Below are 21507 nucleotides of genomic sequence, written 5' to 3' on the forward strand. Positions count from 1 at the left end.
TCCTTGGACGCGCGGCCGAAACGGTCCGCTGACAAGGAGAGTTGGACCGGTGGAGCAGGTGGACAAGCAGGAGGGGCGCGGCACTTCGACGGTGCCGGCCGACGACCCCTGGTACGACGTGACGACCCCGGGCCGGGAGGGGTGGGCGGAGAGCGGAACGGCCGGCGACGGCCATCGGGGCGCGGTGCCGCGGCAGCGGGTCCCCAGCGCGGCGGAGATCTACCTGGAGGTCCAGCGCAGCCCCGCCTTCCAGGAGGTGCGCGGCCGCTACCGCCGGTTCGTCTTCCCGGCCACCTCCGCCTTCCTGCTCTGGTACCTCGCCTACGTCGTGGCGGCGACCGCCGCGCCGGGGCTCATGGCCCGGCCGGTCGCCGGAGCGGTGAACGTGGCGATGGTCGCGGGGCTCGGACAGTTCCTCACCACCTTCCTGCTGACCTGGGCCTACGCGCGCCACGCGCGGCTGCGCAGGGACCGGGCGGCGCTGGAACTGCGCTGGGACACGCAGGAGATGACCCGAGGGGCGGCACAGCGGTGACCGGAGACCACCAGACCCTGGCGCTCGTGCTGTTCAGCGCCTTCGTCGCCGTGACCCTGGGCATCACCACCTGGGTGAGCCGCAGCCGACGGGGTTCGGCGGAGGAGTTCTACGCCGGCGGGCGGCTGTTCTCACCGATGGAGAACGGCTTCGCCATCGCCGGCGACTACATGTCGGCGGCGTCCTTCCTCGGCATCTCCGGACTGATCGCGCTCTACGGCTACGACGGCATGCTGTACTCGATCGGCTTCCTCGTCGCCTGGCTGGTCGTTCTCCTGCTGGTCGCCGAACTGGTCCGCAACTGCGGGCGGTTCACGCTGGCAGACGTCGTCGCCGCGCGGATGTCCGAGCGTCCCGTGCGGATCGCCGTCGGGACGTCCTCGGTGGCCGTCTCCGTGCTGTACCTCGTGGCGCAGATGGTGGGCGCCGGAAGCCTGGTCGCCCTGCTCCTCGGCGGCACCGGCGAGGCGGCCCGCTCCTGGACGGTGATCGGCGTGGGGGCCCTGATGGTGATCTACGTGTCGCTCGGCGGCATGCGGGCCACCACCTGGATCCAGATCGTCAAGGCGGTCCTGCTCATGGCGGGCACGGTCGCGCTCACCGTCCTCGTCCTGCTCCGTTTCCACGGCGACGTGAACGGTCTGCTCTCCACCGCGGCCGAGCGCAGCGGCCACGGCCCCGGCTTCCTCGCCCCCGGACTCCGGTACGGCGGCGACTGGACGGCCCGCCTCGACTTCATCAGCCTCGGCATCGCCCTGGTCCTGGGCACGGCGGGGCTGCCGCACATCCTGTCGCGCTTCTACACCGTGCCGACCGCCCGGGCCGCCCGGCATTCCGTCGTCTGGTCCATCGGCCTCATCGGCAGCTTCTACCTGATGACCATCGTGCTCGGCTTCGGCGCGGCCGCCCTCATCGGCCCCGACGAGGTCCGCGCGTCCAACGCGGCCGGGAACACCGCCGTACCGCTCCTCGCGCTCGACCTCGGCGGAGGCGCGGGCTCCACCGGGGGCACCGTGCTCTTCGCGGTGGTCGCCGCCGTCGCCTTCGCGACCATCCTCGCCGTCGTCGCGGGGATCACCCTCGCCTCCTCGGCCTCCGTCGCCCACGACCTCTACGCGTCGCTGCGCCGCCGGCACGCGAGGCAGTACAGCGAAGTGGCCGTGGCCCGGGTCGCCGCGGCCGTGATCGGCGCCGCCGCCATCGGTCTCGGACTGCTCGCCAGCGACCTCAACGTGGCCTTCCTCGTCGGCCTGGCCTTCGCGGTCGCGGCCTCCGCCAACCTGCCGGTGCTGCTCTATTCGCTGTTCTGGCGGAAGTTCACGACCAGGGGGGCGGTCTGGTCGGTGTACGGCGGCCTGGTTCCGGCCGTGCTGCTGGTCCTGTTCTCACCGGTCGTCTCCGGTGCCCCCGAGGCGCTGTTCCCCGGCGTCGACTTCCACCTCTTCCCGCTCCAGAACCCGGGCGTGGTGTCCGTTCCGCTCGGTTTCCTCGCCGGCTGGATCGGTACGGTCACCTCCGCCGAGCCGCCCGACGAGGCGCGGCACGCGGAGACCGAGGTCCGGGCGCTCACCGGAGCGGGAGCGGTCTGACCCGGTCCCGTTCCGGGCGTCAGACGGCGGTCGGCGGGGTCGTCCAGGTGTACTGGTGCTCGGGGCGGCCCGTCTCGCCGTACCGGAGCGAGAGGCGTACGCGGTCGGCGCGCTCCAAGAGCTTCAGGTAGCGCTGGGCGGTCTGGCGGCTGACGCCGGAGCGCTCGGCGATCTCCTGCGCGGACAGCGGGCCGTCGGCGGCGAGCAGGACCTGCCGGACCAGTTCGGCCGTGGTGGGGGAGTGGCCCTTGGGCAGGTCGGGGGCGACGGAGCCCGCCGACAGGGCTCCGAAGATCCGGTCCACCTCGACCTGTTCGGCCTCGCCCCCGCCCTCCAGGGTGCGGCGGAGCGTCGCGTACGCCTCCAGTTTGGCGCGCAGTCCGGCGAAGTTGAACGGCTTGACCAGGTACTGGAGGGCACCGTGCCGCATCGCCGCCTGCACGGTGGCCATGTCCCTGGCCGCCGTCACCATGATCACGTCGCACTGGTGGCCACGCGCGCGGAGTTCGCGTACCGCCGCGAGGCCGTTCTCGTCCGGCAGGTAGTGGTCGAGGAGGACCAGGTCCACCGGCCGCGCGTCCAGGGCGGCGAGCGCCCCGGCGGTCGAGTGGGCGGTGGCGACGACCCGGAAGCCGGACGTCTTGGCGACGTAGGCGGCGTTGATCCGGGCGACCCGCACGTCGTCGTCCACCACGAGTACGTCGATCATCGCGCCTCACCGGCCGGTCCCGGTGACGCGGTGGGCACGCCGGGCCCCGGGTCGTCCGAGGGGTCGGAGAGCGCGTCGGGGAGGACGACGGTGAACCGGGCGCCGCCGTCGGGGCCTCCGGTCACGGCGGCGGTTCCGCCCCGGCGCTCGGCGAGCCGGCGCACCAGGGCGAGGCCGAGTCCGCGCTTTCCGTGGGACGGAAGGGGCTTCGTCGTCCAGCCCTCGGTGAAGATCAGTTCACGGCGGTCCTCCGGTACACCGGGCCCGCTGTCCGAGACCCGCAGGACGACCGCCCGGCCCTCGGCGCGGAAGGAGACGTCGATCCGGGCTTCGGGGGTACCCGCGGCGGCGTCCAGGGCGTTGTCGACGAGGTTGCCGACGACGGTGACCAGTTCGCGAGGGTCGACGAGCCGGTCCGGCAGCAGGGAACCGGGCGCGATCCGCAGCGAGACGCCGCGCTCGGCGGCGACGGTGGCCTTGCCGACCAGGAGCGCGGCGAGGAGCGGGTCGTGGACCTTCTCGGTGACCTGCTCGGCGGTGGCCCGGTGCACCCCGACCACCTCGGTGACGAACTCCACCGCGTCCTCGTACATCTCCAGTTCCAGGAGGCCGAGAAGGGTGTGCATCCGGTTGGCGTGCTCGTGGTCCTGGGCCCGGAGGGCGTCGATCAGGCCCCGGGTGGAGTCCAGCTCGCGGCCGAGGCGTTCCAGCTCGGTGCGGTCGCGGAGGGTCGCCACCGCGCCGCCGTCGTCCGTGGGCATCCGGTTCGCGATCAGTACCCGGTGCCCCCGGACCGTGACCAGGTCCTCGCCGGTGACCCGGCCCGCGAGGACGTCGGAGGTGCGGCCCCGGCCGAGGACCTCGTCGAGCGGCTGGCCCGCGGCCTCGGGGCCGAGGCCGAGGAGCCGCTGCGCCTCGTCGTTCATGAGCCGTACGGAGCCGTTGCGGTCCAGGGCCACGACCCCCTCCCGGATGCCGTGGAGCATGGCCTCGCGTTCGGCGAGGAGGGCGGAGATGTCGGAGAAGGCCAGGTCGTGGGTCTGCCGCTGGAGACGCCGGGAGATCAGGTACGCGGCCAGGGCGCCGGCCGCGAGCGCCCCGCCGGCGTAGGCCAGGAGGCCGGGGATCGCGGCAAGGAGCCGGGCGCGGACGCTGTCGTACTCGATGCCGACGGAGACCGCTCCGACGATCCGCCCGTCCGCGTCGCGCAGCGGCACCTTGCCGCGCGCCGAGCGGCCCAGGGTGCCGTCGTCGATCTCCATCACCTCCCGCCCGGCCAGGGCGGTGCTGGGATCGGTGGAGACGAGCCCGCCGATGCGGGCGGGATCGGGGTGCGACCAGCGCACTCCTCGCGTGTCCATGACGACGACGTACTCGGCGCCCGTGGAGGTCCGGACCCGCTCGGCCTCCGTCTGCACCGGACCCCGCGCGGACGGCGGCCCGGCGTCGAGGCCGGCGGCGAGCCGGGGCGACGCGGTGGCCCCGGCGATGGCCAGGGCGCGCCGCATGGCCTGGTCGTCGAGCTGTGCGCCGAGCGGAGCCAGGAAGAGTCCAGTGGCGAGGACGGTCACGCCGGTCGCGATGGCCAGCTGCATCAGCAGGACCTGCGAGAACACCCGCTGGGGCCACCCGAACCGCCGACGGCGCGCGAGGGGGCGCGCAAGGCCGGTCTGTGCGGGGTTCATGTCCGAAAAGGTACGGGGAGACACCCCGGGACGGGAAACGAGCCTCCCGGACGAAGGGCACCGGGCCGGTCGCGGAGGCCGGGACGGTGGGGAAAACGCTGCGGGGGCCACGCGAAGGGCGGGGGAGAGATCCGGGGCCGGGACGGGGGCGAGGGGGAGACGAGGGAGGACGGAAGGCCGGGACGGAGACGAGAGGGGAGACGAGGAGGGACGGAAGGCCGGGCCGGGGGCGAGAGGGGACGGAAGGCCGGGACGCGGCGTGCGGGGCCAGGGGCCGGCGGGCGGAGGCGGTGCGCGTGCGGGGGCGGGAGCGGGGTAGGACCCGGAGGACCGCAGCGGTACCCGCGGCACCGCGCCGTTCCGGAGCCCGCCACCGGCCGGCCGGCCGCCTATCCTGGGCCTTTCCGCGGGGTGGCGCGCCACGGAGACCGCGACCGAGTACGACCGGAGGCACGTTCCCTTGACCACACAGCAGATCCCCGTCGTCGTCCTGGCAGGGTTCCTCGGGGCCGGGAAGACCACGCTCCTCAACCATCTGCTGCGCAGCGCCCGGGGCACCCGCATCGGGGTCATGGTCAATGACTTCGGCGACATCGGCATCGACGCGATGACCGTCGCCGGCCAGGTCGGCTCCACCGTCTCCCTCGGCAACGGCTGTCTGTGCTGCGCCGTCGACGCGAGCGAACTCGACGAGTACCTGGAGGTCCTGACCCGGCCCGAGTCCCGGCTCGACGTGATCGTGATCGAGGCGAGCGGACTCGCGGAGCCGCAGGAACTCGTCCGCATGGTGCTCGCCAGCGAGAACGAGCGGACCGTGTACGGAGGGCTCGTCCAGGTCGTCGACGCGGCCGAGTTCGAGACCACCCGGCAGCGGCACCCCGGAACCGACCGGCACCTCGCCGTCGCCGATCTCGTGGTCGTCAACAAGATCGACCGGGTGCCCGGGGACGAGCTGCGGGCCGTACGGGAAACGGTGGCGGAACTCGCCGGACGCGCCGCCGTGGTCGAGACCTCCCACGGACGCGTCGACCCGGAACTGCTCTTCGACCGGGTCGTGCCGGACGGCGAGATCGAGGGCCAGATGTCGATCGAGGACGTCCTGTACGAACCCGGCGAGACCGATCAGGAGCACCCGCACGCGGACTACGAGGCGTTCTCGCTGACCGCCTCGACGCCGCTCCATCCGCGCCGTCTGATGGAGTTCCTCGACGCGCGCCCCGAGGGCGTCTACCGGATCAAGGGCTTCGTCGACCTCGGCGCCGCCGACCCGGTCAACCGCTACACCGTCCACGCGGTCGGGCGCTTCCTCCGGTTCTACCCGGAGCCCTGGCCCGCCGGCGAGGAGCGCCTCACCCAGCTCGTCCTGATCGGCTCCGGCACCGACGCGGCCCGTCTGCGCAAGGACCTCGCCGCCTGCGAGCTGAACGGCCCGGAGGACGTGCCCGACGAGCACAGCATGTGGGGCGTCCTGCGGTATGTGCAGCAGACGGAGCAGGACCCGGGCCAGGAGGACGCGGTCTCCTGACCTGACCTGACCTGACCTGGCCGGGCCGAGACGGGGCGGGCCCGTCGAGCCGACGCCGGCCCGGCGGCGCGCCCGGTGGCGACCGCGCCCCGGACCCGGCCCACGGTCTCCGGCGGACGCGAGAGGCCCCCGGAGGCGGTGCTTCCGCCCGCCCCCGGGGCCCGGGTGAACCCGGTCAGACGGCGGGGCCCGCCACCACGTCCACCGGCTTCGCCAGCGGGGTGCCCGAGCCGTCGCGGCGGGGGTCGGCCTCCGGGAGGTCGACCGGGGCGCCGGTCTTCTGGGCGGCGCGGGCCGGGGCGGCACCCGCCCAGGCCAGGAGCAGGACGTCCTCGCCCTTCAGGAAGCGGTGGCAGCGGACGCCGCCCGTGGCACGGCCCTTGCGCGGGTACTGGTCGAAGGGCGTCAGCTTCGCCGACGTCCCGAGTGAGGAGTCCAGGGCGCCCGTGGAGCCCGCGACCGTGAAGACGACGCCGTCCGAGGCCGGATCGACGGCCGTGAAGGAGACGACCTCGGCGCCCGCCGCCAGCTTGACCCCCGCCATGCCGCCGGCCGGCCGGCCCTGGGGCCGTACCTGGGACGCCTGGTAGCGCAGCAGCTGGGCGTCGGAGGTGATGAAGACCAGGTCCTCCTCGCCCGTCCGCAGCTCGACCCCGCCGACGATCCGGTCGCCGTCCTTGAGGGTGATGACCTCCAGCTCGTCCTTGTTCGCCGGGTAGTCCGGCACCACCCGCTTCACCACGCCCTGCGCCGTGCCGAGCGCGAGACCGGGCGAGGACTCGTCGAGCGTGGTCAGACAGACCACCGTCTCCCCCGCCTCCAGGGAGAGGAACTCCGACAGCGGCGCGCCGCCCGCCAGGTTCGGGACGCTCACGGTGTCCGGCAGCCGCGGCAGGTCGATCACCGCGAGCCGCAGCAGCCGGCCGGCCGAGGTCACCACGCCGACGTCACCGCGCTGGGTGGCCGCCACCGACGACACGATCACGTCGTGCTTGACCCGCTTCGCGTCCGGGTCGGCCCCGGGCAGCTCCGCCGTCGCCGTACGGGCCAGCAGGCCGGTCGAGGAGAGCAGCACCCGGCACGGGTCGTCCGCGACCTCCAGGGAGACGGCCGTGACGGGCGCGCCCGCCGATTCCAGGAGGACGGTCCGCCGGTCCGTGGCGAACTTCTTGGCGACCGCGGCCAGCTCCGCCGAGACCAGCTTGCGCAGCTCCGCGTCGGAGTCGAGGATCCCGGTCAGCTCGTCGATCTCGCCGTTGAGCCGGTCGCGCTCGCTCTCCAGCTCGATCCGGTCGAACTTGGTGAGGCGGCGCAGCGGGGTGTCCAGGATGTACTGCGTCTGGATCTCGCTCAGGGAGAAGCGCTCCATCAGGCGCTCCTTGGCCTGCGCCGAGTTCTCGCTCTCCCGGATGAGGCGGATGACCTCGTCGATGTCGAGCAGCGCGACGAGCAGGCCCTCGACCAGGTGGAGCCGGTCGCGCTTCTTGGTGCGGCGGAACTCGGAACGGCGGCGGACGACCTCGAAGCGGTGGTCCAGGTAGACCTGGAGGAGCTCCCTGAGGCCGAGGGTGAGCGGCTGTCCGTCGACCAGCGCCACGTTGTTGATGCCGAAGGACTCCTCCATCGGCGTCAGCTTGTAGAGCTGCTCCAGGACCGCCTCCGGCACGAAGCCGTTCTTGATCTCGATGACCAGGCGCAGACCGTGGCTGCGGTCGGTGAGGTCCTTGACGTCCGCGATGCCCTGGAGCTTCTTGGAGCCGACCAGGTCCTTGATCTTGGAGATGACCTTCTCGGGGCCCACCGAGAACGGCAGCTCGGTCACGACGATGCCCTTGCGGCGCGCCGTCACGTCCGTCACGGTCGCGGTGGCGCGGATCTTGAAGGTGCCGCGACCCGACTCGTACGCGTCCTTGATGCCGGAGAGGCCGACGATGCGGCCACCGGTCGGCAGGTCAGGGCCGGGCACGAAGCGCATCAGCGCGTCGAGGTCGGCGTTCGGGTACCTGATCAGGTGGCGGGCGGCCGCGACGACCTCGCCCAGGTTGTGCGGGGGCATGTTGGTCGCCATGCCGACCGCGATGCCGGAGGCGCCGTTGACCAGCAGGTTCGGGTAGGCGGCGGGCAGCGCCGCCGGCTCCTGCTCCTGGCCGTCGTAGTTCGGCGCGAAGTCGACCGTGTCCTCCTCGATGGACTCGGTCATGAGCAGCGCGGCCGGGGCCATCCGCGACTCGGTGTACCGCATGGCGGCCGGCGGGTCGTCGTTCCCGAGGGACCCGAAGTTGCCGTGGCCGTCGACGAGGGGGAGGCGCATGGAGAAGGGCTGCGCCATGCGGACCATCGCGTCGTAGATCGACGCGTCGCCGTGCGGGTGCAGCTTGCCCATCACCTCGCCGACGACACGGGCGCACTTCACGAAGCCGCGGTCGGGCCGCAGCCCCATCTCGTTCATCTGGTAGACGATGCGGCGCTGGACGGGCTTCATGCCGTCGCGGGCGTCGGGAAGCGCGCGCGAGTAGATCACCGAGTACGCGTACTCGAGGAAGGAGCCCTGCATCTCGTCGACGACGTCGATGTCGAGGATCTTCTCCTCGTACGCGTCGTCCGGCGGCGGTGTTTTCGTGCTGCGGCGGGCCATCGCGGCTGCGGCTCCTTCACCAACATGGTTGCTCTGACGCGGACCATTGTGGACCGTGCCACCGACAACGCCGACCGCGACCCGGAAGAGGGACATCTCGAACGGGCGGGAACTTCGCCAGGTGTCGGCGCGCTTGCATACAGTGGCAGGACTTTTTCACATCGCGATCGAAGGGACGTACATGCCCATGGGTCACACGGCCACGGCCGAGGCCGGCTCCGGCGGCCTGACAGCGACCGAGCACCGGCTGGCGAACGGCCTGCGCGTGGTGCTCTCGGAGGACCACCTGACCCCGGTCGCCGCGGTCTGCCTCTGGTACGACGTCGGCTCGCGCCACGAGGTCGAGGGCCGCACGGGGCTGGCCCACCTCTTCGAGCACCTGATGTTCCAGGGCTCGAAGCAGGTCCACGGGAACGGTCACTTCGAGCTGGTGCAGGGTGCGGGCGGCTCGCTCAACGGCACGACGAGCTTCGAGCGCACCAACTACTTCGAGACCATGCCCACGCACCAGCTGGAGCTCGCGCTCTGGCTGGAGGCCGACCGCATGGGCTCGCTCCTCGCCGCCCTGGACGACGAGTCCATGGAGAACCAGCGGGACGTCGTCAAGAACGAGCGCCGCCAGCGCTACGACAACGTGCCGTACGGCACGGCCTTCGAGAAGCTGACCGCCCTCGCCTACCCGGAGGGCCACCCCTACCACCACACGCCGATCGGCTCCATGGCCGACCTGGACGCGGCCACCCTGGAGGACGCGCGGAACTTCTTCCGCACGTACTACGCCCCGAACAACGCGGTGCTCTCCGTCGTCGGCGACATCGACCCGGAGCGGACCCTCGCCTGGATCGAGAAGTACTTCGGCTCCATCCCGTCCCACGACGGCAAGCCGGTCCCGCGCGACGGCTCGCTGCCCGACGTCATCGGCGAGCAGCTCCGCGAGGTCGTCGAGGAGGAGGTGCCGGCGCGCGCTCTGATGGCCGCCTACCGGCTGCCGCACGACGGCACGCGCGCGTGCGACGCCGCCGACCTGGCCCTGACGGTCCTGGGCGGCGGGGAGTCCTCCCGCCTGCACAACCGCCTGGTCCGCCGCGACCGCACGGCCGTCGCCGCCGGTTTCGGCCTGCTGCGGCTCGCCGGGGCGCCCTCGCTCGGCTGGCTGGACGTCAAGACGTCCGGAGGCGTCGAGGTCCCGCAGATCGAGGCGGCCGTCGACGAGGAGCTGGCCCGGTTCGCCGCCGAGGGGCCCACGGCCGAGGAGATGGAGCGCGCCCAGGCCCAGTTGGAGCGCGAGTGGCTGGACCGGCTGGGCACCGTCGCGGGCCGTGCCGACGAACTGTGCCGGTTCGCCGTGCTGTTCGGCGACCCGCAGCTCGCCCTCACCGCCGTCGACCGGGTCCTCGACATCACCGCCGAGGAGGTGCGGGAGGCCGCCGCGGCCCGGCTGCGCCCCGACAACCGCGCGGTGCTCGTCTACGAGCCGGTGGCCACCGAACAGAGCGAGAGCGACAGCGACGAGGAAGAGGGGGCGGACCAGTGACCGACGCTGCCGTGTCTTTGACGAGCATGGAGTTCCACCCGCGGCCGACGCCGGGCACCGCACGCCCCTGGGCCTTCCCGGCCCCGGACCGCAGTGCCCTGGAGAACGGCCTGACCGTGCTCACCAGCCACCGCCCCGGCCAGCAGGTCGTGGCCGTGGAGCTGTTCCTGCCGGCCCCGCTGGACGCCGAACCTGCCGGTCTCGACGGCGTCGCCACCATCATGGCCCGCGCGCTTTCCGAGGGCACGGACCGGCACACCGCCGAGGAGTTCGCGGCCGAGCTGGAGCGCTGCGGCGCCACGCTCGACGCGCACGCCGACCACCCCGGCGTACGGGTCTCCCTGGAGGTGCCGGTCTCCCGGCTGCCCAAGGCGCTCGGTCTGCTCGCCGAGGCGCTGATCGCCCCGGCGTTCCTGGAGACCGAGGTCGAGCGCCTGGTGCGCAACCGCCTCGACGAGATCCCGCACGAGACGGCCAGCCCGGCCCGCCGGGCCGCCAAGCAGCTGTCCAAGGAGCTGTTCCCGGCCGAGTCCCGGATGTCCCGGCCGCGCCAGGGCACCGAGGAGACCGTCGCGGCGATCGACGCCGCCGCGGTCCGCGCGTTCTACGCGGCGCACGTGCGGCCCGCCACGGCGACCGCCGTGGTCGTGGGCGACCTGACCGGGGTGGACCTGGAGAAGGTCCTGGCGGAGACGCTGGGCGCCTGGACCGGCGAGCCGGGCGAGCCGCTTCCGATGCCGCCGATCACCGCCGACGACACCGCGCGGGTCGTCGTCGTGGACCGCCCCGGCGCCGTCCAGACCCAGCTGCTCATCGGCCGGATCGGTCCCGACCGGCACGCCAGCGTCTGGCCGGCCCAGGTCCTCGGCACGTACTGCCTGGGAGGGACCCTGACCTCGCGTCTGGACCGGGTCCTGCGCGAGGAGAAGGGCTACACGTACGGCGTGCGGGCCTTCGGCCAGGTGCTCCGCTCCGACGCCGGGGGGAACGGCGCCGCGATGCTCGCCATCAGCGGCTCCGTGGACACTCCCAACACGGGCCCGGCCCTGGACGACCTGTGGAAGGTGCTGCGCACCCTGGCCGCCGAGGGGCTCACGGACGCCGAGCGGGAGACGGCCGTGCAGAACCTGGTGGGGGTGGCGCCGCTCAAGTACGAGACGGCCGCCTCCGTCGCCGGAACGCTCGCCGACCAGGTCGAGCAGCACCTCCCGGACGACTTCCAGGCGCAGTTGTACGCGCGCCTGGCCGAGACGGGCACCGTGGAGGCGACCGCCGCCGTCGTCAGCGCCTTTCCGGTGGACCGGCTCGTCACCGTCCTGGTGGGTGACGCGGCGCAGATCGCGGAGCCGGTGCGCGCGCTCGGCATCGGTGAGGTCACCGTCGTCAGCGGCTGACCGTCCCCCGCGGGGACGGCGGTCCACCACCGCCGTCCCCGCGACCGGGGCCCGGACATGACGGCCCATCAGGAAAATTCCTTGTGGGAAGGGCATCCGCGGAGGGGTTCCCGCAAGGGAATTGTCCGTATTGGCGGCAAGAGTGATCCTCTGCCCTGTGGCATGTCTTACAAAAGGCCCTGTTCGGTTGGTGATCGACTGGCGACCCGCTTACCGTCGATCCGGCTGTTCGCCAGTCGTACCCGCCGCACCCGCGGCACCGGACAGCCATCGCCGAGTCCCCGTCAGGCGCGAGCCCAGGGGAGCCGGGGACCCGCACGCAGTCCCTGGGGTGAATCGGACGCCTTCGTTCCGTACGGAGGGGCCCGTAGGAGACCTTCCTGCTCCGAACCCGTCAGCTAACCCGGTAGGCGAGAAGGAGGGAAAGGAAACAGCGTCTTCATGGCGTTCACCCGTGCCACCGGGAAGCATCGTGGTCCGAGCCGGATGGCGCGCCGCAGCGCCGGCATCGCCGGCGTCGCGACGCTGGCCACCACCGGCGTCATCGGAACCCTCGCCTCCCCGGCGCTCGCCGCCGACACGGACCACCGTTCACCCGAGGACACCGGTCTCATCGAGGTGATCACCGAGGACTCCCTCGTCGACCGCGTCAACGCCCAGGCCGCCGCCCAGGACCGGCAGGCGTTCGAGGCCGCCGCCGAGGCGAAGGTCCGGGCCGAGGCGAAGCGCAAGGCCGAGGCCCGCGCCAAGGAGATCCGCGAGGCGAAGGAGCGCGCCGCCCGTGAGGCCGAGCGCCGCCGCCTGAACTCCTTCCAGCTCCCGATCGCCGGTTCGTACGTCTCCACCGCCTACAAGACCGGCGGTTCGCTCTGGTCCTCCGGCAGCCACTCCGGCATCGACTTCCACGCCGACTACGGCAGCCGTGTCGTCTCCGTCGGCTCCGGCACCGTCGTCGAGACCGGCTGGGGCGGCGCGTACGGCAACAACATCGTCATCCGGATGAACGACGGCACGTACACCCAGTACGGTCACCTCTCCTCCATCGGGGTGTACGTCGGCCAGACCGTCGAGCCGGGCCAGCAGATCGGCGTCTCGGGCTCGTCCGGCAACTCGACCGGCCCGCACCTCCACTTCGAAGCGCGCACGAGCCCCGAGTACGGCTCCGACATCGACCCGGTCGCCTACCTCCGCGCCCGCGGCGTCACCGTCTGACACCGTCGCCCCTCCGCGCGTCCCCGGCCCCGGGGCCCCGCCTCGGGAAAGCCCCGGCCCGTACTGGGCCGGGGCTTTTCTTCGGCCGGAACGCGTCCGTGGAATCCGGCGGGGCATCGGAAATTCCGGCGGGCTGCAATAGAGTCGTGGCACGGGCGCGGAAAAGGCGCCGCCCGAATGGACTCGCGCGGACCAAGGCGGAGGTCGGACATGCGTATTCCCGCGCATTCGGTGTGCACGGCGATCCGGGACGACATCGTCTCCGGCGTCTTCGCGCGGGGGAGCCGGCTGACCGAGGAGCAGCTCGCCCGCAGGTACGGGGTCTCTCGCGTCCCGGTCCGCGAGGCGCTGCGCACCCTGGAGTCCGAGGGCTTCGTCCTCACCCGGCGCCACGCGGGCGCGCACGTGGCCGAGCCCACCGAGCGGGAGGCGGCCGACCTGCTCGACATGCGGACGCTGCTCGAACCGCTGGGAGCCGCGCGGGCCGCGCAGCGGCGCACCGAGGCCCACCTCAAGGTGCTGCGCGGCCTGGTCAGGCTGGGGCAGGAGAGGGCCGGACGGGGCCGGGACGAGGACCTGCGCCCGCTCGGCGGCTGGTTCCACGAGACGCTCGCGCAGGCGTGCGGCAGTCCGGCCCTGACGGCGCTGCTCACCCAGTTGCGGCACAAGATCGCCTGGGTGTACGCGGTCGAGCGGCCCGCCCGGCCGGCGGACGTCTGGGCCGAACACGGCGCGATCGTGGACGCCGTGGCGCGCGGTGACGCGGAGCGGGCGAGGGCGCTGACCGCGCTGCACGCGGAGCGCTCGCTGTCGCTGCACCGGCTCAAAGGGGCGGAGCGCGGTCGTGTGAGGGTTCCGCAACATGCCGTCAACACGACGGGCGCCCGGAATTAACACGCCCGCCGTACAAAGGGAGCAGGAATTCGTCGGGCGGCTTTTGTGCTGCCCGGAAAAGGGGTCGGAAAAGCAGAATGCCGTGACCGCCGCAATCGCGGCGGTCACGGCATTCCGGGACCGTCCCCGGTCCGGGACCGTCCCGGCTCAGACGGTCTCGGGCAGCTCGTCCAGGCCCTCGGCGACCAGCTTCGCGAGGCGGTCCAGCGCGGCCTCGGCGCCCTCGGCGTCCGAGGCGAGCACGATCTCCTCGCCGCCCTGCGCGCCCAGGCCGAGCACCGAGAGCATGGAAGCGGCGTTCACGGGGGCGCCGTCGGACTTGGCGATCGTCACCGGAACGCCGGAAGCCGTGGCGGCACGGACGAAGATGGACGCGGGACGGGCGTGCAGGCCCTCGGCCCATCCGACGTTGACGCGGCGCTCAGCCATGGTGTTGCCCTTCAAGTCTCAAGCGGGTTGTCTAGACCAGTCTCTCACGGGACGCGAGGTGCTCACACCGGTCCCCGGCCCGGTCCGGACCGCCTCCCGGTCCCCCCACCTTGCAACGGGCACCCCCGCCGCGCGACCGGTGCCCCACCCGTGGCGCAGCCGTAGGCTGACCTCATGCAGAGCGCGTCGGAACAGCCGGAAGCGACGGAACCGCAGGTGGCGCCGGAGCACGCCTACCCCGACCACTGGGAGGCGGACGTAGTGCTCCGCGACGGCGGCACCGCGCTCATCCGGCCCATCACCACCGACGACGCCGACCGGCTCGTCAGCTTCTACGAGCAGGTCTCGGACGAGTCGAAGTACTACCGCTTCTTCGCTCCCTATCCGCGCCTCTCCGCCAAGGACGTGCGCCGCTTCACCCACCACGACTTCGTGGACCGGGTGGGACTCGCGGCGACCGTCGGCGGCGAGTTCATCGCCACCGTCCGCTACGACCGCATCGACGCCCGGGGGCTGCCCGCCTCCGCACCGGCCGACGAGGCCGAGGTCGCCTTCCTCGTCCAGGACGCGCACCAGGGCCGCGGCGTCGCCTCCGTCCTGCTCGAACACATCGCGGCGGTGGCCCGCGAGCGGGGCATCCGGCGCTTCGTCGCCGAGGTGCTCCCCGCCAACAACAAGATGATCAAGGTCTTCACCGACGCGGGCTACACCCAGAAGCGCAGCTTCGAGGACGGTTCCGTCCGGCTCCACCTCGACCTCGAACCCACCGACCGTTCCCTCGCCGTCCAGCGCGCCCGGGAGCAGCGCGCGGAGGCCCGCTCCGTGCAACGGCTGCTCGCTCCCGCGTCGGTCGCCGTGGTCGGCGCCGGCCGCACCCCCGGCGGCGTCGGCCGGACCGTTCTGCGCAACCTCCTCGGCGCGGGCTTCACGGGGCGCGTGTACGCGGTGAACTCCGCGTTCCCCGAGGCCGGCGACGGGGACGGCGGTCCGGCCGAACTCGACGGCGTCCCCGCCCACCGCTCCGTCGGCGCCATCGGCGAACCCGTGGACCTGGCGATCGTCGCCGTCCCCGCCGAACGGGTCCCGGAAGCCGTCGCGGACTGCGGGGAGCACGGCGTGCGGGGCCTGGTCGTGCTCTCCGCCGGGTACGCCGAGAGCGGCCCGGACGGCCGCGAGCGGCAGCGCCGGCTCATACGGCAGGCCCGCTCCCACGGCATGCGGATCATCGGGCCGAACGCCTTCGGCATCATCAACACCGCCGCCGACGTCCGGCTCAACGCCTCGCTCGCGCCGCACCCGCCGACCGCCGGGCGGATCGGGCTCTTCACCCAGTCCGGCGCCATCGGGATCGCCCTCCTCGCCGAACTGCACCGGCGGGGCGCCGGGCTCTCCTCCTTCATCTCGGCCGGGAACCGCGCCGACGTCTCCGGCAACGACTTCCTCCAGTACTGGTACGACGACCCCGGCACCGACGTCGTCCTCCTCTACCTGGAGTCGATCGGCAACCCCCGGAAGTTCGCCCGGCTCGCCCGCCGCACCGCCGCCGTCAAGCCGGTCGTCGTGGTCAAGGGCGCCCGGCACAGCGGCAGCGCCCCGCCCGGACACCGGGTGCCCGTCACCCGCGTCCCGCACGCCACGGTCTCCGCGCTGCTCCGGCAGGCCGGGGTGATCCGCGTCGACACCGTCACCGAACTCGTGGACGCCGGGACGCTCCTGGCCGCCCAGCCGCTGCCCGCCGGGCCCCGGGTCGCGATCCTCGGCAACTCCGAGTCGCTCGGCCTGCTCACGTACGACGCCTGCCTGACCGAGGGGCTGCGGCCGCTGCGGCCGCTGGACCTGACGACCGCGGCGACCCCGGAGGACTTCCGGGACGCGCTGGCGGCGGCCCTCGCGGACGAGGCGTCCGACGCCGTCGTCGTGACCGCGATCCCCTGGGTCGGCGAGGACGGCGCCACCGAGTCCGGCGACGGCGAGGTGCTGGCGGCGGCGCTCCGCGAGGCCGTCGCCTCCGCCCCGGCGAAGCCGGTCGTCGTCGTCCACGTCGAGATGGGCGGTCTCGCGGAGGCCCTGGCGGTGGCCACGAGCACGCGGCCCGCCCCGCCGGGCGGCGTGCCGTCCTCGACGGCGGGCCCGGACCGGGGGACCGGCCCCCACCGGGGGACCGGCCCGCATCGCGCTCCCGCCCCGGAACGGACCTCCGGCCCGGCGCCCGCTGCCGGAAGCGCGCCCGTCCCCGAAACCGTCCCCGGAACCTCCCCCGCCCCGGTCACCATCCCCTCCTACCCCGCCGCCGAGCGGGCCGTACGGGCGCTGGCCGAGGCCGTGCGGTACGGGCAGTGGCGGCGGCAGGCGGCCGAACCCGGCCGGGTGCCCGCGTACGAGGACATCGACGAGGCCGGGGCCGCCGACCTGATCGCGCGGGTGCTCACCACCGAGCGGGCGGACGCGCGGGGCGTGCCCCTCGCCTCCCCGGAAGCGGGCGAACTGCTCGCCCGGTACGGCATCACCGTCCTGCCGGCCCTGCCCGCGCCCGCGCCCGACGCCGCCGTCGCGGCGGCCGCCCGCCTCGGCTACCCCGTCGCCCTCAAGACGACCGCGCCGCACCTCCGCCACCGTCCCGATCTCGGAGGCGTCCGGCTCGACCTGGCCACCGAGGGACAGCTCCGCACGGCCTACGCCGAGCTGACCGAGGCCCTCGGCAGGCCCGAGGAGCTCCGGCCGGTCGTCCAGGCCATGGTGCCCCGGGGCGTCGACACCGTCGTCCGCTCCGCCATCGACCCGGGCGTGGGAGCCGTCCTCTCCTTCGGTCTCGCGGGCGCGGCCTCGGAACTCCTCGGCGACACGGCCCACCGGCTGGTCCCGGCCACCGACCGGGACGTCGCCGAACTCGTCCGCTCCCTCCGGACCGCCCCGCTGCTCTTCGGCTGGCGCGGCTCCGCCCCCGTGGACATCCCGGCCCTGGAGGAACTGCTGCTGCGGGTCTCCCGGCTCGTCGACGACCACCCCGAGGTGGTCGCCGTCTCCCTGGAGCCGGTGGTCGTGGCCTCCCGGGGCCTCTCCGTCCTCGGCGCGACCGTCCGCCTGGCCCCGCCGCCGCCCCGCACCGACCTCGGCCCGCGCAGCCTGCCGAGGTACTGAGCGGGCCGAGGGGCGCCCCGGGCCCCGTAGGATGGAGTCCATGGCGAAGAGCGGTACGACGACCCAGGGGCTGCGCGCGGCGATCGAGCGCAGCGGCTACTACCCGGCCCTCGTGGCCGAGGCGGTGGAGGCCGCCGTCGGCGGCGAGGCCGTCGCGTCGTACGTGGTGCACCAGGAGACCACCTTCGACGCGAACGAGGTCCGCCGCCACGTCACCGTGCTCGTCCTGACCCCGAACCGCTTCATCGTCAGCCACACCGACGAGCAGGCCGCCGACACCAGCTCCCCGACCCCGTACGCCACGACCTCCACCGAGTCCGTGAAGCTCGACCGGATCTCGTCGGTCGTCGTCAGCCGCGTGGTCGCCAACCCCGAGTCCTACACGCCGGGCACGCTGCCCCGCGAGGTGGTCCTCACCATCGGCTGGGGGGCCGTCTCCCGGATCGACCTGGAGCCCGCCGCCTGCGGCGACCCCGACTGCGACGCGGACCACGGCTACACCGGCAACTCCACCGCCGACGACCTCAGCCTGCGCGTGAGCGACGCCGGGGACGGCCCGGACACCGTCCGGCAGACCCTCGCCTTCGCCCAGGCGCTCTCCGAGGCGACCGCGGCCACCGCCGCCTCCACCCGCTGATGGAGCGGTCCACCGACGTGTCCTACGGCTGGCCCGACGATCCGGTTCCGCTCGCCCCGGAGACCGCGCCGGTGCCCGCGTACGCCTCCGGCTCCCTCGGCGACCTCCTCCCGACGCTCGTCGCGGGCCAGGGGGTGCCCGGCTTCGCCCCGCGGATCGCGGAGCTGACCCCCGCCGACCGGAACTGCGTCTTCCTGATCGACGGGCTCGGCTGGGAGCAGATCAGGTCCCACCCCGACGAGGCCCCCTACCTCACCTCGCTCCTCGGCTCCTCGCGGGGCGGCACGGGCCGGCCGGTCACCGCCGGGTTCCCCGCCACCACCGCGACCTCCCTCGCCTCCGTCGGCACCGGCCGCCATCCCGGCACGCACGGGCTGCTCGGATACACCGTGCGCGATCCCGGCACCGGCGCGCTCATGAACCAGCTCCGCTGGAAGCCGTGGACCGCGCCGCGCGTCTGGCAGCCGTACCCCACCGTCTTCCGGCTCGCCCACGAGGCCGGGGTCCACACCGCCCAGGTCTCCTCCCCGGCCTTCGAGCGGACCCCGCTCACCCAGGTCGCGCTCAGCGGCGGAACGTTCCACGGACGGCTCTCCGGCGAGGAGCGGATGGACTTCGCCGCCGAGCAGCTCGCCGCCGGGGACCGCTCGCTCGTCTACACGTACTACAGCGAACTCGACGGCGCCGGGCACCGCTTCGGCATCGACTCCGACGCCTGGCGCGGCCAGCTGATGTTCGTCGACCGGCTCGCCCAGCGGCTCGCGGAGCAACTGCCGCCCCGCTCCGCGCTCTACGTCACGGCCGACCACGGCATGGTCGACATCCCCTTCGACGAGGAGCACCGCATCGACTTCGACGAGGACTGGGAGCTGCGCGCCGGCGTCGCCCTCCTCGGCGGCGAGGGGCGGGCCCGTCACGTCTACGCCGTGCCCGGTGCCGAGGCGGACGTCCTCACCTGCTGGCGCGAGGTCGTCGGCGAGCGGTTCTGGGTCGCGGGCCGGGAGGAGGCGATCTCCCTCGGCTGGTTCGGCGACGAGATCGACGCGCGCGTCCACGGGCGGATCGGGGACGTCGTCGTCGCGGCCCACGACGACGTGGCCATCACCGCCTCGGTCAACGAGCCCCACGAGTCCGCGATGGCCGGCATGCACGGGTCCATGACCCCCGCCGAGCAGTTCGTCCCGCTGCTCGAAGTGCGCTCCTGACCTTCCGGCACTTCCCCCTCCCCCCCCCACGATCCCCACGCCCCCGAAAGGTCCCCGACCCGTCATGCCCGAGCTGGTCTTCTTCTCCGGAACCATGGATTGCGGGAAGAGCACCCTGGCGCTCCAGATCGCCCACAACCGCGACGCGCGGGGGCTCCAGGGGGTGATCTTCACCCGTGACGACCGGGCGGGGGAGGGCAAGCTGTCCTCCCGGCTCGGCCTGGTGACGGAGGCGGTCGAGGCGCCGCGGGGCATGGACCTGTACGCGTACCTCGTCGGCCAGCTCTCCCAGGGCGGCAAGGCCGACTACGTGATCGTGGACGAGGCGCAGTTCCTCGCCCCGGAGCAGATCGACCAGCTCGCCCGCATCGTCGACGACCTGGGCCTGGACGTCTTCGCCTTCGGCATCACCACCGACTTCCGCACGAAGCTGTTCCCCGGCTCGCAGCGTCTGATCGAGCTGGCGGACCGCATAGAGCAGCTCCAGGTCGAGGCCCTGTGCTGGTGCGGTGCCCGCGCCACGCACAACGCCCGTACGGTGGGCGGCGAGATGGTCGTGGAGGGCGAGCAGGTCGTGGTCGGCGACGTGAACCGTCCTGCGGAGGAGATCGGTTACGAGGTCCTCTGCCGCCGGCATCACCGCCGCCGCGTGACCTCGTCGTCCGCCCGTGTCGGCGTCCTCTCCCCGGACGTGCTCCCCGTCAACCAGGTCTGACGGCCCCCGGGGCGCGGCCCGGAGGGTTCTGCGGTTCCGGGAGCGCCGCCGGCGGGTTCAGGGTTCCGTGGGCGCGGCCGCCGGCCGGGTCTTCGGGGCCGGCCGCCTCCACCGGCGCCGTTCCCGTGAGGGTGGCGACCAGGGCCTGGGCGAGGACGGCGGCGGTGGCGAGCCGGGGGTCCTCCCGCTCGTCGCCGGTGACCCGGCCGATCACGGCGTCCCGCACCGCTTCCGAGGTGCCGGGGTCCCCGAAGAGGCCGGGGAAGGACAGCGCCATCATGCACACGCCCACGTTGGCGGAGAGGACGGCCCGGCCGGCCGGTTCGGGGGGCATCCGCAGGCGCCCGGCGTCCCGGCACCGTTCCAGGGCCGCCCGCAGGATCGCCTGCGCCTCCCTGATGCCCTCCGGCCTCGCGTCGCCCGTCGGCGTGAACATCAGGCGATAGAGGTGCGGGTTGCGCAGCGCGAACGTGACGTGGCTGTCCCAGGCCGTGCGCAGGTCCGCCACCGGGTCGTCGGTGAGCGGATTGAGCCTCTTGGCGGCGAGGAAGCGCTCGAAACCGATGTCGGCCACCGCCGTGAGCAGCCCCTGCTTGTCGCCGAACCGGCGGTAGATCTCGGGCATGCCCACCTTCGCCCGGTCGCAGATGGCCCGGGTCGAGATCGCCAGCGCGTCCTTGGTGGCGAGCAGCTCCTCGGTGGCTTCCAGGATGCGCTCACGGGCTGTCGACATGGCTCCACGGTATCAGCGCTAACAGGGGGGACCTGGGCGAATCCCCTGTTCGGGCCCTCGGTGGCGCAGGCGCTGACTCTCTTGTTATCAGTGATTACGATCTGTGTTAGCGTTGAAAACAAGCAGGGGTGGTCGTGCGTGACGACCCCTCCACCGCCCCTCCCCGTCCGAAAGGAACCGCCATGACCGCGTCTCCCACCCTTCGCGAGGTGATCGGCCTCCCCCGGGAGCTGCCGCGACTGAGCGAGTCGGTCCTGATCATGATCGACTTCCAGAACACCTACCGCACCGGCGTCATGCGGCTCGACGGCGCCGAGGAGGCCGTGGCCGCCGGTGCCCGCCTGCTCGCGGCCGCCCGCGCCGCCGGAACCCCGGTCGTCCACGTCGTCAACGACGGCGGCGAGGGCACCCCGTACGACATCCGGGCCGAGATCGGCTCGATCAGCGACGAGGTCGCCCCGGCCGAGGGGGAGAGGGTGGTCGTCAAGCAGGTCCCCAACGCCTTCCACGCCACGGAGCTGGAGGGCGTCCTGAAGGAGCTCGGCGCCGGTGGCGATCTGGTCCTCGCCGGGTTCATGACGCACATGTGCGTGCTGTTCACGGCGCAGGGCGCCTTCAACCTCGGCTACCGCCCGACCGTCGTCGCCGAGGCCACCGCCACCCGCCCCCTGGAGGCGCCGGACGGCACCGTCCTGTCCCCGGACGCGCTGGGGGCCGCCGCCCTGACGACCGTCTCCGACCTGTTCGGCACGGTGGCCCGCACGGTCGGCGAACTCGTGGCCGGCGCCCCGGCCGCCTGACGCCCCCGGGCGCACGGCATCGACCGCCCGGCCTCTTCCGGGGCGCCCGCCACCGGTCGTCCGGCCCGTCCCGGGGCGCCCGCCACCGGTCGTCCGGCCCGTCCCGGGGCGCCCGCCACCGGTCGTCCGGCCCGTCCC

The 21507-nt window shown here is 73.4% G+C and carries 17 protein-coding genes and 1 riboswitch; of the genes, 12 read left to right on the forward strand and 5 right to left on the reverse strand.

From position 1 onward, the window contains the following. Nucleotides 1–49 precede the first annotated feature (49 nt). Nucleotides 50–535: a DUF485 domain-containing protein gene (locus tag ACZ6AQ_RS06385; RefSeq protein WP_468757934.1), complete on the forward strand. Its 486-nt coding sequence runs from the start codon at nucleotides 50–52 to the stop codon at nucleotides 533–535. Then, nucleotides 532–2124 carry a solute symporter family protein gene (locus tag ACZ6AQ_RS06390; RefSeq protein ID WP_468757935.1) on the forward strand — a complete coding sequence of 531 codons (1593 nt, stop codon included), beginning with the start codon at nucleotides 532–534 and terminating at the stop codon, nucleotides 2122–2124. Before ACZ6AQ_RS06385 ends, ACZ6AQ_RS06390 begins: the two co-directional genes overlap by 4 nt. A gap of 19 nt (nucleotides 2125–2143) precedes the next feature. Here ACZ6AQ_RS06390 and ACZ6AQ_RS06395 read toward each other — a convergent pair whose 3' ends face one another. Together ACZ6AQ_RS06395 and ACZ6AQ_RS06400 are read right to left on the reverse strand one after the other, a co-directional pair. Beyond that, nucleotides 2144–2833 carry a response regulator gene (locus ACZ6AQ_RS06395; protein ID WP_468757936.1) on the reverse strand — a complete coding sequence of 230 codons (690 nt, stop codon included), beginning with the start codon at nucleotides 2831–2833 and terminating at the stop codon, nucleotides 2144–2146. Further along, nucleotides 2830–4518: a sensor histidine kinase gene (locus tag ACZ6AQ_RS06400; RefSeq protein WP_468757938.1), complete on the reverse strand. Its 1689-nt coding sequence runs from the start codon at nucleotides 4516–4518 to the stop codon at nucleotides 2830–2832. The genes ACZ6AQ_RS06395 and ACZ6AQ_RS06400 overlap by 4 nt, the downstream gene beginning before the upstream one ends. Nucleotides 4519–4978: 460 nt before the next feature. Between ACZ6AQ_RS06400 and ACZ6AQ_RS06405 the strand changes: the two genes are divergently transcribed. After that, nucleotides 4979–6043: a CobW family GTP-binding protein gene (locus ACZ6AQ_RS06405; RefSeq protein WP_468757940.1), complete on the forward strand. Its 1065-nt coding sequence runs from the start codon at nucleotides 4979–4981 to the stop codon at nucleotides 6041–6043. A 175-nt stretch (nucleotides 6044–6218) separates the two neighbouring features. Here the strand turns inward: ACZ6AQ_RS06405 and ACZ6AQ_RS06410 are convergent, their stop codons facing one another. Next, nucleotides 6219–8678, reverse strand: a complete 2460-nt coding sequence (locus ACZ6AQ_RS06410) for a DNA gyrase/topoisomerase IV subunit A (RefSeq protein ID WP_468757942.1) — start codon at nucleotides 8676–8678, stop codon at nucleotides 6219–6221. A 181-nt stretch (nucleotides 8679–8859) separates the two neighbouring features. Here ACZ6AQ_RS06410 and ACZ6AQ_RS06415 point away from each other — a divergent pair, with 181 nt between their 5' ends. The 4 genes from ACZ6AQ_RS06415 (at nucleotide 8860) to ACZ6AQ_RS06430 (ending at nucleotide 13712) form a co-directional block, all read left to right on the forward strand. Then, nucleotides 8860–10212, forward strand: coding sequence for a M16 family metallopeptidase (locus tag ACZ6AQ_RS06415; RefSeq protein ID WP_388694206.1), 1353 nt, complete (start codon nucleotides 8860–8862; stop codon nucleotides 10210–10212). A gap of 26 nt (nucleotides 10213–10238) precedes the next feature. Further along, nucleotides 10239–11606: a M16 family metallopeptidase gene (locus ACZ6AQ_RS06420; RefSeq protein ID WP_468758553.1), complete on the forward strand. Its 1368-nt coding sequence runs from the start codon at nucleotides 10239–10241 to the stop codon at nucleotides 11604–11606. A 261-nt stretch (nucleotides 11607–11867) separates the two neighbouring features. Further along, nucleotides 11868–12034: riboswitch (cyclic di-AMP (ydaO/yuaA leader) on the forward strand. A gap of 13 nt (nucleotides 12035–12047) precedes the next feature. Next, nucleotides 12048–12818, forward strand: a complete 771-nt coding sequence (locus ACZ6AQ_RS06425) for a M23 family metallopeptidase (RefSeq protein WP_468757944.1) — start codon at nucleotides 12048–12050, stop codon at nucleotides 12816–12818. A 210-nt stretch (nucleotides 12819–13028) separates the two neighbouring features. Beyond that, complete coding sequence (locus ACZ6AQ_RS06430; protein WP_468757946.1) at nucleotides 13029–13712, forward strand: GntR family transcriptional regulator; 684 nt, start codon at nucleotides 13029–13031, stop codon at nucleotides 13710–13712. Nucleotides 13713–13859: 147 nt separating this feature from the next. Here ACZ6AQ_RS06430 and ACZ6AQ_RS06435 read toward each other — a convergent pair whose 3' ends face one another. Then, nucleotides 13860–14141 carry an HPr family phosphocarrier protein gene (locus ACZ6AQ_RS06435; protein ID WP_388694198.1) on the reverse strand — a complete coding sequence of 94 codons (282 nt, stop codon included), beginning with the start codon at nucleotides 14139–14141 and terminating at the stop codon, nucleotides 13860–13862. A 174-nt stretch (nucleotides 14142–14315) separates the two neighbouring features. Here ACZ6AQ_RS06435 and ACZ6AQ_RS06440 point away from each other — a divergent pair, with 174 nt between their 5' ends. The 4 genes from ACZ6AQ_RS06440 to ACZ6AQ_RS06455 all read left to right on the forward strand — a co-directional run bounded on the left by ACZ6AQ_RS06440 (nucleotide 14316) and on the right by ACZ6AQ_RS06455 (nucleotide 19836). Then, the gene (locus ACZ6AQ_RS06440) at nucleotides 14316–17279 is read left to right on the forward strand and encodes a bifunctional acetate--CoA ligase family protein/GNAT family N-acetyltransferase (RefSeq protein WP_468757948.1); all 2964 of its coding nucleotides are present in this window, start codon (nucleotides 14316–14318) and stop codon (nucleotides 17277–17279) included. Between the two features lie 40 nt (nucleotides 17280–17319). Beyond that, a complete protein-coding gene (locus tag ACZ6AQ_RS06445; protein WP_388694193.1) occupies nucleotides 17320–17916 on the forward strand; it encodes a DUF5998 family protein in 597 nt (198 codons plus the stop codon). Continuing rightward, entirely contained in the window at nucleotides 17916–19121 is a 1206-nt protein-coding gene (locus ACZ6AQ_RS06450; protein WP_468757950.1) for an alkaline phosphatase family protein, read from the forward strand. Before ACZ6AQ_RS06445 ends, ACZ6AQ_RS06450 begins: the two co-directional genes overlap by 1 nt. Nucleotides 19122–19185: 64 nt before the next feature. Further along, entirely contained in the window at nucleotides 19186–19836 is a 651-nt protein-coding gene (locus ACZ6AQ_RS06455; protein WP_468757951.1) for a thymidine kinase, read from the forward strand. On the opposite strand, the gene ACZ6AQ_RS06460 is transcribed toward ACZ6AQ_RS06455, so the two are convergent. Beyond that, entirely contained in the window at nucleotides 19823–20569 is a 747-nt protein-coding gene (locus ACZ6AQ_RS06460; RefSeq protein ID WP_468757952.1) for a TetR/AcrR family transcriptional regulator, read from the reverse strand. The two genes, ACZ6AQ_RS06455 and ACZ6AQ_RS06460, sit on opposite strands and share 14 nt — an antisense overlap. Nucleotides 20570–20751: 182 nt before the next feature. Between ACZ6AQ_RS06460 and ACZ6AQ_RS06465 the strand changes: the two genes are divergently transcribed. Continuing rightward, the gene (locus tag ACZ6AQ_RS06465) at nucleotides 20752–21369 is read left to right on the forward strand and encodes an isochorismatase family protein (protein WP_468757954.1); all 618 of its coding nucleotides are present in this window, start codon (nucleotides 20752–20754) and stop codon (nucleotides 21367–21369) included. Nucleotides 21370–21507 lie beyond the last annotated feature (138 nt).

It is taken from the genome of Streptomyces sp. NPDC041191 (assembly GCF_055591945.1).